This window comes from Pseudomonas sp. GW821-FHT07F01, assembly GCF_059418825.1.
In genome coordinates this window covers 540,609-552,828 of the sequence record NZ_JBWKQO010000003.1, presented here as the reverse complement: position 1 = coordinate 552,828, position 12,220 = coordinate 540,609, and the positions used below count along the sequence as shown (strand labels likewise).

Annotated in this window: 17 protein-coding genes; 12 read left to right on the top strand and 5 right to left on the bottom strand. The window is 63.9% G+C overall.

The features are described from left to right. Nucleotide 1 precedes the first annotated feature (1 nt). A complete protein-coding gene (locus AC07R1_RS13145) occupies nt 2-421 on the bottom strand; it encodes an NINE protein (protein WP_011064009.1) in 420 nt (139 codons plus the stop codon). 250 nt (nt 422-671) lie between these two features. On the opposite strand from AC07R1_RS13145, the gene AC07R1_RS13140 reads away from it, so the two are divergent. Further along, complete coding sequence (locus tag AC07R1_RS13140; RefSeq protein ID WP_011064010.1) at nt 672-1,295, top strand: C40 family peptidase; 624 nt, start codon at nt 672-674, stop codon at nt 1,293-1,295. A 78-nt stretch (nt 1,296-1,373) separates the two neighbouring features. Here AC07R1_RS13140 and AC07R1_RS13135 read toward each other — a convergent pair whose 3' ends face one another. After that, entirely contained in the window at nt 1,374-2,408 is a 1,035-nt protein-coding gene (locus AC07R1_RS13135; RefSeq protein WP_495110591.1) for a type IV pilus twitching motility protein PilT, read from the bottom strand. Between the two features lie 190 nt (nt 2,409-2,598). Here AC07R1_RS13135 and AC07R1_RS13130 point away from each other — a divergent pair, with 190 nt between their 5' ends. From AC07R1_RS13130 to AC07R1_RS13080, 11 genes are all read left to right on the top strand, one after another. Next, on the top strand, nt 2,599-3,297 hold the full coding sequence (locus AC07R1_RS13130; RefSeq protein WP_011064012.1) for a YggS family pyridoxal phosphate-dependent enzyme: 699 nt from the start codon (nt 2,599-2,601) through the stop codon (nt 3,295-3,297). Between the two features lie 34 nt (nt 3,298-3,331). Further along, nucleotides 3,332-4,150, top strand: a complete 819-nt coding sequence (gene proC, locus AC07R1_RS13125) for a pyrroline-5-carboxylate reductase (protein ID WP_019095289.1) — start codon at nt 3,332-3,334, stop codon at nt 4,148-4,150. Nucleotides 4,151-4,160: 10 nt separating this feature from the next. Next, nucleotides 4,161-4,751 carry a YggT family protein gene (locus AC07R1_RS13120; protein WP_011064014.1) on the top strand — a complete coding sequence of 197 codons (591 nt, stop codon included), beginning with the start codon at nt 4,161-4,163 and terminating at the stop codon, nt 4,749-4,751. Nucleotides 4,752-4,765: 14 nt separating this feature from the next. Then, nucleotides 4,766-5,059: a DUF167 domain-containing protein gene (locus tag AC07R1_RS13115; RefSeq protein WP_011064015.1), complete on the top strand. Its 294-nt coding sequence runs from the start codon at nt 4,766-4,768 to the stop codon at nt 5,057-5,059. Nucleotides 5,060-5,222: 163 nt separating this feature from the next. Next, on the top strand, nt 5,223-6,362 hold the full coding sequence (gene metX, locus AC07R1_RS13110; RefSeq protein WP_041752663.1) for a homoserine O-succinyltransferase MetX: 1,140 nt from the start codon (nt 5,223-5,225) through the stop codon (nt 6,360-6,362). A gap of 7 nt (nt 6,363-6,369) precedes the next feature. Next, nucleotides 6,370-6,990: a methionine biosynthesis protein MetW gene (gene metW / locus AC07R1_RS13105; protein WP_011064017.1), complete on the top strand. Its 621-nt coding sequence runs from the start codon at nt 6,370-6,372 to the stop codon at nt 6,988-6,990. A 26-nt stretch (nt 6,991-7,016) separates the two neighbouring features. After that, nucleotides 7,017-7,451 (top strand): DUF4426 domain-containing protein, encoded by a 435-nt coding sequence (locus tag AC07R1_RS13100; RefSeq protein WP_011064018.1) that lies wholly within the window; start codon nt 7,017-7,019, stop codon nt 7,449-7,451. Next, nucleotides 7,448-8,044: an RdgB/HAM1 family non-canonical purine NTP pyrophosphatase gene (rdgB, locus tag AC07R1_RS13095; protein ID WP_026020234.1), complete on the top strand. Its 597-nt coding sequence runs from the start codon at nt 7,448-7,450 to the stop codon at nt 8,042-8,044. The genes AC07R1_RS13100 and rdgB overlap by 4 nt, the downstream gene beginning before the upstream one ends. Next, nucleotides 8,041-9,243: a radical SAM family heme chaperone HemW gene (gene hemW, locus AC07R1_RS13090; RefSeq protein WP_041120256.1), complete on the top strand. Its 1,203-nt coding sequence runs from the start codon at nt 8,041-8,043 to the stop codon at nt 9,241-9,243. Before rdgB ends, hemW begins: the two co-directional genes overlap by 4 nt. A gap of 9 nt (nt 9,244-9,252) precedes the next feature. Continuing rightward, the gene (locus tag AC07R1_RS13085) at nt 9,253-9,576 is read left to right on the top strand and encodes a DUF3392 domain-containing protein (RefSeq protein ID WP_011064021.1); all 324 of its coding nucleotides are present in this window, start codon (nt 9,253-9,255) and stop codon (nt 9,574-9,576) included. Between the two features lie 87 nt (nt 9,577-9,663). Beyond that, on the top strand, nt 9,664-10,212 hold the full coding sequence (locus AC07R1_RS13080) for an RNA 2'-phosphotransferase (protein WP_019095292.1): 549 nt from the start codon (nt 9,664-9,666) through the stop codon (nt 10,210-10,212). A gap of 93 nt (nt 10,213-10,305) precedes the next feature. Here AC07R1_RS13080 and trmB read toward each other — a convergent pair whose 3' ends face one another. The 3 genes from trmB to thiS all read right to left on the bottom strand — a co-directional run bounded on the left by trmB (nt 10,306) and on the right by thiS (nt 12,199). Further along, nucleotides 10,306-11,031 carry a tRNA (guanosine(46)-N7)-methyltransferase TrmB gene (gene trmB, locus AC07R1_RS13075; protein ID WP_011064023.1) on the bottom strand — a complete coding sequence of 242 codons (726 nt, stop codon included), beginning with the start codon at nt 11,029-11,031 and terminating at the stop codon, nt 10,306-10,308. A gap of 9 nt (nt 11,032-11,040) precedes the next feature. Beyond that, nucleotides 11,041-11,835, bottom strand: a complete 795-nt coding sequence (locus AC07R1_RS13070; protein WP_011064024.1) for a thiazole synthase — start codon at nt 11,833-11,835, stop codon at nt 11,041-11,043. A gap of 163 nt (nt 11,836-11,998) precedes the next feature. Then, on the bottom strand, nt 11,999-12,199 hold the full coding sequence (gene thiS, locus AC07R1_RS13065) for a sulfur carrier protein ThiS (RefSeq protein ID WP_011064025.1): 201 nt from the start codon (nt 12,197-12,199) through the stop codon (nt 11,999-12,001). Nucleotides 12,200-12,220 lie beyond the last annotated feature (21 nt).

The following is a 12,220-nucleotide window of genomic DNA, read 5'->3' as shown; positions in this document are numbered from 1 at the left end:
ATCAACGGCGCTTGGCGTTCTCCAGCGACACCTGATCGTTCAGGGTCCAGAAGTCGTACAGCACCCCCAGGAAGAACAGGCCGCCGGTGAACAGGTAGATCACCCCGCTCAGCCATTTGCCCTGGTACATGCGGTGCACGCCGAAAACCCCGAGGAAGGTCAGCAGAATCCAGGCCACGCTGTATTCCACCGGACCTGCGGTAAAGCGAAGGTCCGCTTCCCGGTCCATGGACGGGATCAGGAACAAGTCGATCAGCCAGCCAATGCCCAGCAGACCGAAGGTGAAGAACCAGATAGTCCCGGTCACCGGCTTGCCGTAATAGAAGCGGTGGGCCCCGGTAAAACCGAAAATCCACAACAGGTAACCGATCACCTTGCTGTGGGTGTCATGGGTGGATGCATCCTGACGATAGGTGTTCATTAAGTGCCTCTTTGCAGGTGATAGATAAATATTCTTAAAAACTTTGTGACTTTTTTACAGGCATTCGACGTGCGGGCAATGTTACCTTCTGTTCCGCCAAAGCCTTGTACTGCCTGACTTCTGACGGTTTTCTGCGTCAAGTTGCCACCTCTTTGCCGAAGTTGACCCCAAGGTTGAATCGACAAACGGCCACGGAAGTGACCTGAAAGCTGTTATAAAGTTGCGCGCTAACCAATAAGAGCCTTGCCTAATGCGTCCATTTTTCAAGACATGGCTAACCATTTGCCTATTAATGCCACTGGCCGCCCACGCCACCAACCGTGAGCAACGACTTCCCAACGTTAATGGCTACACCCCGAAACCGCACGTTTCGACGGTCACCGCCAAGAACAAGAGCACCATCAAGCACCCCACCCGCCTGAGCAAGGCCGACAGCAAGCTGGTGGCCAACAACGCCGGCCGGCCGAGCACCACGGTTCTCAGCCGCGCGGTCAATGTCCTCGGTACACCCTATCGTTGGGGCGGCAGCAGCCCAAGCAAAGGCTTCGACTGCAGCGGCCTGGTGCGCTACGCCTTCAACGATGTCGCCGCCGTGGACCTGCCACGCACCTCCAACGCCATGGCCAGCGGCCACGGGCAGAAGGTCGAGCGCAAGGACCTGAAGCCGGGCGACCTGCTGTTCTTCAACATCAAGAGCCGCAAGGTCAACCACGTCGCCATCTACCTGGGCGAAGACCGCTTCATCCACGCCCCGCGGCGCGGCAAGGCAGTGACCATCGATACCCTGAAGAAGCCCTACTGGCAGAGCCACTATGTGGTTGCCAAGCGGGTCTTGCCCAAGGAGCACGCGCCCCTGCGGGTCGTGCAACGCTGATACCCCGCTTCGCCGGCAAGCCGGCTCCTGCACCCACCTGTAGGAGCCGGCTTGCCGGCGAATGCATTTCCAGCCCCGTCAAAAGCTCTCCGGCATCCGCGCCTGCTCCCGCGCCTGATCGCGGCTGATCAACCCCTGCCCGAGCAATGCCTTGAGGCTCATGTCCAGGGTGCGCATGCCCTGGGCGCCCCCCGTCTGGATCGCCGAATACATCTGCGCCACCTTGTCCTCGCGGATCAGGTTACGGATCGCCGGGCTGCCCAGCATGATCTCGTGCGCCGCTACCCGGCCACCGCCCACCTTCTTCACCAGCACTTGCGCGACCACTGCCTGCAGCGACTCGGCCAGCATCAAGCGCACCAGGGCCTTTTCCTCCCCCGGAAACACGTCCACCAGCCGGTCGATGGTCTTGGCCGCCGACGAGGTGTGCAGGGTGGCCAGTACCAGGTGCCCGGTTTCCGCGGCGGTCAGGGCCAGGCGGATGGTTTCCAGGTCCCGCAGTTCGCCCAGCAGGATCACGTCGGGATCTTCCCGCAGCGCCGCACGCAAGGCCGTGGCGAAGCTCTGGGTATCGCGCTGCACTTCGCGCTGGTGCACCAGGCAGTTCTTCTGTGGATGCACGAATTCGATAGGGTCTTCGATGGTCAGGATGTGCTGCTGGCGGTGCCGGTTCAGGTGGTCGATCATCGCCGCCAGTGTGGTGGACTTGCCGCTGCCGGTGGGCCCGGTCACCAGCACCAGCCCGCGGGGCGCCTCGGTAATCTGCCGAAACACTTCCCCCAGCCCCAGCTCCTCCAGGCTCTGTACCCGCGCGGGAATCAGGCGCAGCACCGCACCGACGCCACGGGCGTGCCGGAAGGCATTGACCCGAAACCGCGCCACACCCGGCAGTTCATAGGCGAAATCCAGGTCATTGCAGGCGGCGAACGCCTGGCGCTGTGCTTCGCTCATCAGTTCATGGATCAGCGCCTGCACCTGTGGCCCTTCCAGGGCCGGGCCCGGCAGCGGGCGAATATCGCCATCGATGCGCAACATCGGCGCCAGCCCGGCGGACAGATGCAGGTCCGAAGCGCCCCGGGAAGCGCTCAAGCGCAAGAGTTCGGTGATGTCCATAGTGCCCCCCAATTCCAGTAGAATGCCGCGAGCTTCAGACCCGCCCGCGCCTGGCAGATTCAATGGCCAGGCCGCGGACGATGCCCGACGCGACCCTTGAGCGTGGCTCGGGCCGGCGGAGAATCGAGGTCTGGTGGATTCACGCGGCAGCCGGTGGCCAGGGCCGCCGGTACTTTTGAGACGAAATCGAATGTCCACGATAGCAGACAACATTGCCCAGGTAGCCGAGCGCATCCGCAACGCCTGCCAGGCCGTACAGCGCGACCCGCACAGCGTCCAGCTGCTGGCCGTGAGCAAGACCAAGCCCGCCGCCGCCCTGCGCGAGGCCCATGCCGCCGGCCTGCGGGATTTCGGCGAGAACTACCTGCAGGAAGCCCTGGGCAAACAGCAGGAACTGGCCGACCTGCCCTTGAGTTGGCACTTCATCGGCCCCATTCAGTCGAACAAGACTCGTGCCATTGCCGAGCATTTTGACTGGGTGCACTCCGTGGATCGCTTGAAAATCGCCCAACGCCTGTCCGAACAACGCCCGGCCGAGTTACCGCCACTGAACATCTGCATCCAGGTGAACGTCAGTGGCGAAGCCAGCAAGTCCGGCTGCGCCCCGGCCGACCTGCCGGCCCTGGCCAGCGCCATCGGTGCCTTGCCACGCCTGCAACTGCGGGGGTTGATGGCGATTCCCGAGCCTACCGAGGACCGCGCTGCCCAGGACGCCGCCTTCGCCGCGGTACAACGCCTGAACAACGACCTGCGGGACAGCCTCAAGCTGCCCCTGGATACCCTTTCCATGGGCATGAGCCACGACCTCGAAGCGGCCATTGCCCAAGGCGCCACCTGGGTGCGGATCGGTACCGCGCTGTTTGGTGCCCGCGACTACAGTCAGTCCTGATGCGACTGACCCCGACCTCTTGTAAGGACCTGTCATGAACACGACTCGTATCGCTTTTATCGGTGCCGGCAACATGGCGGCCAGTCTCATCGGCGGCCTGCGGGCCAAAGGCCTGGAGGCCTCGCAGATCCGCGCCAGCGACCCGGGCGAGCAGACCCGAGCGAAAGTCGCGGCCGAACATGGCATCCAGGTATTTGCCGATAACGCCGAGGCCATCGAAGGCGTCGACGTGATCGTCCTGGCGGTCAAGCCCCAGGCCATGAAAGCCGTGTGCCAAGCCCTGCGCCCGAGCCTGAAGCCGCAACAGCTGGTGGTGTCCATCGCCGCCGGCATCACCTGTTCGAGCATGAACAGCTGGCTCGGCGCCCAGCCCATCGTGCGCTGCATGCCCAACACCCCGGCACTGCTGCGCCAGGGTGTCAGCGGCCTGTACGCCACCGCCGAAGTCAGCGCCCAGCAACGCCAGCAGGCCGAGGCGCTGCTGTCCGCCGTGGGTATCGCCCTGTGGCTGGACCAGGAGCAGCAACTGGACGCAGTGACTGCCGTCTCCGGCAGTGGCCCGGCGTATTTCTTCCTGCTGATCGAAGCCATGACCGCCGCCGGCGAGAAGCTCGGCCTGCCCCGGGAAACCGCCGCCCAGCTGACTCTGCAGACCGCCCTGGGCGCCGCCCACATGGCGGTCTCCAGTGACGTTGACGCCGCCGAGCTGCGCCGCCGCGTGACTTCACCGGCAGGCACCACGGAAGCGGCCATCAAGTCGTTCCAGGCCGGTGGCTTTGAAGCCCTGGTGGAAAAAGCATTGGGTGCCGCTGCGCACCGCTCGGCCGAAATGGCCGAACAACTGGGCCAATAAGGAGCCAATGATGATTGGATTGAACACCGCTGCGGTGTATGTGCTGCAAACCCTGGGCAGCCTGTACCTGCTGATCGTGCTGATGCGTTTCGTCCTGCAACTGGTGCGCGCCAACTTCTACAACCCGCTGTGCCAGTTCATCGTGCGAGCCACCCAGCCGCTGCTCAAGCCGATGCGCCGGGTCATCCCGAGCATCGGCGGCCTGGACATGTCCTCGCTGCTGCTGGCGATCCTGGTGCAACTGGCCCTGATGGCCCTGACCCTGCTGCTGACCTACGGCACCACCGGCAACCCGCTGCAACTGCTGATCTGGTCGATCATCGGCGTCACCGCGCTGTTCCTGAAGATCTTCTTCTTCGCCCTGATCATCAGCGTGATCCTGTCCTGGGTCGCCCCTGGCAGCCACAACCCCGGCGCCGAACTGGTGAACCAGATCTGCGAACCCGCCCTGGCCCCGTTCCGTCGCATCCTGCCGAGCATGGGCGGCCTGGATATCTCGCCGATCCTGGCATTCATGGTGCTCAAGCTGCTGGACATGCTGGTGATCAACAACCTGGCGGCCATGACCATGATGCCGGACATCCTGCGCCTGCTGATCTGACCCGGGCGGCCTGCATGAGTTATTACCGCTGGGACGGTGACGATCTGATCCTCGATTGCCACCTGCAACCCAAGGCCAGCAGCGATGAGTTCGCTGGCCTGCACGGCGAGCGGTTGAAGATCCGCCTCACTGCGCCACCAGTGGAAGGCAAGGCCAATGCGCACCTGATGGCGTTCCTGGCCAAGGCCTTTGGCATTCCCAAGAGCAACGTCAGCCTGGTCAGCGGCGAACTGAACCGGCAGAAGCGGGTGCGCCTGCAAGCGCCGAAGAAGCTGCCGGACCTGCCGGGGCTGGCTCGCCCCGCCTGATTCGCCGGCAAGCCGGCTCCTGCGCCCCATGTTCACTGCAGGAGCTGGCTTGCCAGCGAACCTCCCACGTCATTTCCCGCAACGAAACACAGCCCCGGGCTTTGCTTGCCGCTGGGGGCAGCGGTCTTTAGACTTACGCCTCATTTAAATGAGAGCAGGGTCGATGCCAACTGCCTTTCCCCCCGATTCTGTTGGTCTGGTCACGCCACAAATAGCGCACTTCAGCGAACCCCTGGCCCTGGCCTGCGGGCGCGCGCTGCCGGCCTACGACCTGATCTACGAAACCTACGGTCAGCTCAACGCCAGCGCCAGCAACGCGGTGCTGATCTGCCACGCCCTGTCCGGCCATCATCACGCCGCCGGCTACCACAGCGTCGACGACCGCAAGCCCGGTTGGTGGGACAGCTGCATCGGCCCGGGCAAGCCGATCGACACCAACAGGTTCTTCGTGGTCAGCCTCAACAACCTCGGCGGTTGCAACGGCTCCACCGGCCCCAGCAGCCTCAACCCGGACACCGGCAAGCCGTTCGGCGCCGACTTCCCGGTGCTTACCGTGGAAGACTGGGTACACAGCCAGGCGCGCCTGGCGGATCGCCTGGGCATCGACCAGTGGGCAGCGGTGATCGGCGGCAGTCTCGGCGGCATGCAGGCCCTGCAATGGACCATCACCTACCCGGACCGTGTACGGCACTGCCTGGCCATCGCCTCGGCGCCCAAGCTCTCGGCGCAGAACATCGCCTTCAACGAAGTGGCGCGCCAGGCGATCCTCACCGACCCGGAATTCCACGGCGGCTCGTTCCAGGAACAGGGGGTGATCCCCAAGCGCGGGCTGATGCTGGCGCGAATGGTGGGCCATATCACTTACCTGTCCGACGACTCCATGGGCGAGAAATTCGGCCGTGGGCTCAAGAGCGAGAAGCTCAACTACGACTTCCACAGCGTCGAGTTCCAGGTGGAAAGCTACCTGCGCTACCAGGGCGAGGAGTTCTCCGGGCGTTTCGATGCCAACACCTACCTGCTGATGACCAAGGCCCTGGACTACTTCGACCCGGCGGCCAACTGCGACGACGACCTGGCCAAGACCTTCGCCCATGCCACCGCCAAGTTCTGCGTGATGTCCTTCACCACCGACTGGCGCTTCTCCCCGGCCCGCTCCCGGGAACTGGTGGATGCATTGATGGCCGCGCGCAAGGACGTCTGCTACCTGGAGATCGACGCACCGCAGGGGCATGACGCCTTCCTGATCCCGATCCCGCGCTACCTGCAGGCGTTCAGCCACTACATGAACCGCATTACCTTGTGAGGACACGATGAGAGCCGATCTGGAAATCATCCAGGAATGGATCCCCGCCGGCAGCCGCGTCCTCGACCTGGGCTGCGGTAACGGCGAGCTGCTGAGCTGGCTGCAGGAGCACAAGCAGGTCACCGGCTATGGCCTTGAAAACGACCCGGACAACATCGCCGAGTGCGTGGCCAAGGGCATCAACGTGATCGAGCAGGACCTGGACAAGGGCCTGGGCAACTTTGCCAGCAACAGCTTCGACATCGTGGTCATGACCCAGGCCCTGCAAGCCGTGCACTACCCGGACAAGATCCTCGACGAAATGCTCCGGGTCGGCCGCCAGTGCATCATCACTTTCCCCAATTTCGGTCACTGGCGCTGCCGCTGGTACCTGGCCAGCAAGGGGCGGATGCCGGTCTCGGAGTTCCTCCCGTACACCTGGTACAACACGCCGAACATCCACTTCTGCACCTTCGAGGACTTCGAAGAACTGTGCCGCGAGCGGCAAGCCCGGGTGATCAACCGCCTTGCCGTCGATCAACAACACCGCCATGGGTGGGCCAGTAAGCTATGGCCTAATCTCTTAGGAGAGATCGGCATCTACCGCGTCAGCAGTCCCGGCCTGCAAGATCACAAGGTCGCGGTATAAACCACGTTGCATCGAGGAGAACCATCATGGGACGTCTGGTTACATTTCTACTGGCTGCCTGCCTGAGCGTCAGCGCCCTGGCGGCGGACCCGATCAAGGGCGAACGCCAGGAAGTGTTCGGTGACATCACCGTGCACTACAACACCTTCAACTCCACCTACCTGCAGCCTGATATCGCCAGGGCGGCGGAGCTGGTCCGCAGCAAGAACCAGGGCGTGATCAACGTTTCCCTGATCAAGGACGGCAAGCCGCTGGTCGGCCAGGTCAGTGGCACGGTCAAGGACCTGACCAGCAAGAGCATCCCGCTGAAATTCCGCCAGATCACCGAGCAGGGCGCGATCTACTACATCGCCCAGTTCCCGGTGGAGCAGCAGGAAAACCGTACGTTCACCATCAATGTGCAGACTGGCGGTGACACCAACAGCTTCAGCTTCAACCAAGAGCTATTCCCGGGCGAATAATGAACCTCACGCAACTCGTACTGGCCAGCCATAACGCCGGCAAACTCAAAGAACTCCAGGCCATGCTCGGCGCTTCGGTGCAATTGCGCTCGATCGGCGAGTTCAGCAGCGTCGAGCCGGAAGAAACCGGCCTGTCGTTCGTCGAAAACGCCATCCTCAAGGCGCGCAATGCCGCACGCATTTCCGGCTTGCCGGCACTGGCCGACGACTCCGGCCTGGCAGTGGACTTCCTCGGTGGCGCCCCGGGCATCTACTCGGCCCGCTACGCCGACGGCCAGGGCGACGCGGCGAACAACGCCAAGCTGCTCGAAGCCCTCAAGGATGTCCCGCAAGCCGAGCGCGGTGCGCAGTTCGTCTGCGTCCTGGCACTGGTACGGCACGCCGACGATCCGCTGCCGATCCTCTGCGAAGGCCTGTGGCACGGGCGCATCCTTACCGCCGCCAGCGGCGAGCACGGCTTCGGCTACGACCCGCTGTTCTGGGTGCCGGAACGCAACTGCTCCAGCGCCGAACTGGGCCCCGAGGAGAAAAACCAGCTCAGCCACCGCGCCCGCGCCATGGCCATTCTGCGGCAACGCCTGGGCCTGAAATGAGCCACGAGCCCTCCGCGTCGCCGCTGATTCTCGGCGGCGCGCATACGCCCCGGGCGGCGCTGCCCCAGTTGCCGCCCCTGGCGCTGTACATCCACATCCCGTGGTGTGTACGCAAATGCCCCTACTGCGACTTCAACTCCCACGCGGCCAGCCCGACGCTACCGGAAGAGGAGTACGTCGACGCCCTGCTGGCCGACCTCGACCAGGACCTGCACGCCGTGCACGGTCGCGAGCTGAGCTCGATCTTCTTCGGCGGCGGCACCCCGAGCCTGTTCAGCGCCCAGGCCCTGGGTCGGCTGCTCAAGGGCGTGGAACAGCGCATCCGGTTTGCCCCCGACATCGAAATCACCCTGGAAGCCAACCCCGGGACCTTCGAGCAGGAAAAATTCACCGCCTACCGCGCCCTGGGCATCAATCGCCTGTCCATCGGCATCCAGAGTTTCCAGGAACAGAAGCTCAAGGCCCTGGGCCGCATCCACAACGGCGATGAAGCGACTCGCGCCGCTGGCATGGCGCGCCAGGCCGGGTTCGACAACTTCAACCTGGACCTGATGCACGGCCTGCCGGACCAGTCCCTGGACGATGCCCTGGGCGACCTGCGCCAGGCCATTGCGATGAAGCCGACCCACCTGTCCTGGTACCAGCTGACCCTGGAGCCCAACACGGTGTTCTGGAACCAGCCCCCGGTACTGCCGGAAGACGACACCCTGTGGGACATCCAGGAAGCCGGCCAGGCCCTGCTGGCCGAGCACGGCTATGCCCAGTACGAAGTCTCGGCCTACGCCCAGCCCGGGCGCGCGGCGCGGCACAACCTGAACTACTGGAGCTTTGGCGACTTCATCGGGATCGGCGCCGGTGCCCACGGCAAACTCAGCCACCCGGACGGGCGCATCCTGCGCACCTGGAAGACCCGCCTGCCCAAGGACTACCTGAACCCGGCCAAGCAGTTCAAGGCGGGCGAGAAGGCCCTGGGCAACGAAGAGCTGCCGTTCGAGTTCCTGATGAACGCCCTGCGCCTCACCGATGGCGTGGACGCTGCGCTGTTCGCCCAACGCACCGGCCTGGACCTGGGCAGCCTCGCCGAAGGCCGGCGCCAGGCCGAACAAAGCGGCTTGTTGCAGGTCGAACCGTCACGCCTGGCGGCCACGGCCCGCGGGCAACTCTTCCTCAATGACCTGCTGCAATACTTTCTGATCTAAGGAAATCACATGGATCTGGTACTCGACCTGCTTGCCACCGTGTCCCGCTGGAGTCGCAGCAACCTCTCGGAAATCGCCCTGGCACTGGTGGGCTGCCTGCTGGTGCTGTTCGGCGCGGACATCAAGGGCTGGGTCGAACAGCGCCTGGGCGGCATCGCCGGCGCCCTGCGGGTGCCGCTGATGGCCCTGCTGTGCATGGTGGGCAGCGGCCTGGCGCTGATCTACGCCACACCGTGGATCGTCCGCGGCCTGAGCCAGTTCAACAACTACAGCCTGGCGCCAGTGCTGTTGGTGGTGCTGGTGCTGATTGGCGTGGTCGCTGATCGTCGTTAATTCGCAGGGCCCCTTCGCCGGCAAGCCGGCTCCTACACCAAGCCGGCGAACGCAATCCAACGGCTGCCCCCGTTATCAAGGAAGAACATGAGCAAGAAAGTCATCGAGGACACCAGCAAGTTCCTCAGCTATGTGCTGCGCCACGAGCCCCAGGCCATCGGCCTGGAACTGGACAGCGAAGGCTGGGGCGATATCGACGCGCTGATCAGCGGTGCGGCCAAGAACGGCCGGCAACTGAGCCGGGAATTGATCGAGCAGGTGGTCGAAGGCAACGACAAGAAACGCTTCGCCCTCTCGGCTGATAGCCAGCGGATTCGTGCCGTTCAGGGGCATTCCAACAAGGCCGTGCAATTGCAGCTTGAGGCAAAGCAACCGCCCGCCGTGCTCTTCCACGGCACCGCCACGCGCTTCATGGATTCGATCAACGAGAAGGGGCTGATCCCGGGTTCACGGCACCACGTGCACCTGTCCCAGGAAATCGACACCGCCCGGGCCGTGGGCCAGCGCTATGGCAAGGTGGTGATCCTGCAGATCGACGCCCAGGCCATGCAGGCCCAGGGTTTCACCTTTTATCAGGCAGAGAATGGGGTGTGGCTGACCAACCAGGTGCCGGTCGGCTTCATCAAAGCCCTGTAGGAGCCAGCTGGCTGGCGAAGGCGACCTTGAAGGCCTCTTCGCTGGCAAGCGGAACGCCGCCCGGCAGCTCCTACAGCAGCGTGTCCGCGGGGCTCAGGCGAGCTTTTCGAACTTCAAATCCCACACGCCGTGGCCCAGGCGCTCGCCGCGACGCTCGAACTTGGTGATCGGGCGTTCGGCCGGGCGCGGTACACACTTGCCGTCTTCGGCCAGGTTGCGATAACCCGGGGCGACGTTCATCACCTCCAGCATGTATTCGGCATAGGGCTCCCAGTCGGTGGCCATGTGCAGAATGCCGCCAACCTTGAGCTTGCTGCGCACCAGCTCGGCGAAGGAAGCCTGGACGATGCGGCGCTTGTGGTGCCGGCTCTTGTGCCACGGATCGGGGAAGAACAGCATCAGCCGGTCCAGGCTGTTGTCGGCGATGCAGCGGTTGAGCACCTCGATGGCGTCGCAATCGTAGACCCGCAGGTTGGTCAGGCCCTGGGTCAGCACGCCATTGAGCAGCGCGCCGACACCCGGGCGGTGAACCTCAACGCCGATGAAATCCTGTTCCGGAGCCGCCGCCGCCATTTCCAGCAGCGAGTGACCCATGCCGAAGCCGATTTCCAGGGAGCGTGGTGCCGAACGGCCGAACACCTGGTCGTAATCCACCGGGGCGTCGGCCAAGGGCAGCACGTACAGCGGCGCGCCCTGGTCCAGGCCGCGTTGCTGGCCCTCGGTCATGCGCCCGGCGCGCATCACGAAACTCTTGATGCGGCGGTGTTGGCGCTCGTCGCCGGCTTCCGGCTGGATTGGCGTGTCGTTTGATTCAGTCATCAATGGCTCTTACTTGATCAGACCATCCAGCGGCGAAGAGGCGCTGGCATAGAGTTTCTTCGGCATGCGACCGGCGAGGTACGCCAGGCGGCCCGCGACAATTGCGTGTTTCATGGCTTCGGCCATCATCACCGGCTGCTGCGCGTGGGCGATGGCCGAGTTCATCAGCACCGCCTCACACCCAAGCTCCATGGCGATGGTGGCGTCGGAAGCGGTACCGACACCGGCATCCACCAGTACCGGAACCTTGGCTTCTTCAAGGATGATCTGCAGGTTGTACGGGTTGCAGATTCCCAGCCCGGTGCCAATCAGCCCGGCCAGCGGCATGACCGCGATGCAACCCATTTCCGCCAGCTGGCGGGCGATGATCGGGTCGTCGCTGGTGTAGACCATCACGTCGAAACCTTCCTTGACCAGCACTTCGGCGGCCTTGAGGGTTTCCAGCACGTTGGGGAACAGGGTCTTCTGGTCGGCCAGGACTTCCAGCTTCACCAGGTTGTGGCCATCGAGCAGCTCACGGGCCAGGCGGCAGGTGCGCACGGCCTCGACCGCGTCATAGCAGCCGGCGGTGTTGGGCAGGATGGTGTAGCGATCCGGCGGCAGGATATCCAGCAGGTTCGGTTCGCCCGGGTTCTGGCCGATATTGGTCCGGCGCACGGCAACGGTCACGATCTCGGCACCCGAGGCCTCGATGGCCAGGCGGGTTTCTTCCATGTCGCGGTACTTGCCGGTGCCTACCAGCAAACGCGACTGGTACGTCCGACCGGCCAGGACGAAAGGCTTGTCACTACGAACGTTGCTCATCGGAAATCCTCTGTTGGGGTGAGGTTCTTGCAGAATTCTTTATCAGGCCCGGGGCGCTGGTGACCCTCGATCCGGGGCCGGTGAAAGCATGTCGTCCATGAGAGGGCCCGGAGCCGGGCCAGGGCGCTGCGCAGATGGACAGCAGCGCTATTGAAGCCAGTGACTAGCCGCCGCCGATGGCGTGGACCACTTCAACCTGGTCACCTTCGTTGAGGGCGGTTTCGGCGTGCTGGCTGCGCGGAACGATATCCAGGTTGAGTTCCACCGCGATCCGCCGTCCGGTGAGTTCCAGATGGCTCAGCAGGGCCGCAACGGTCGAGCCGTCGGGCAGTTCAAAGGATTCACCGTTCAACTGAATGCGCATGCCAAGGCCGCCATCATTTTT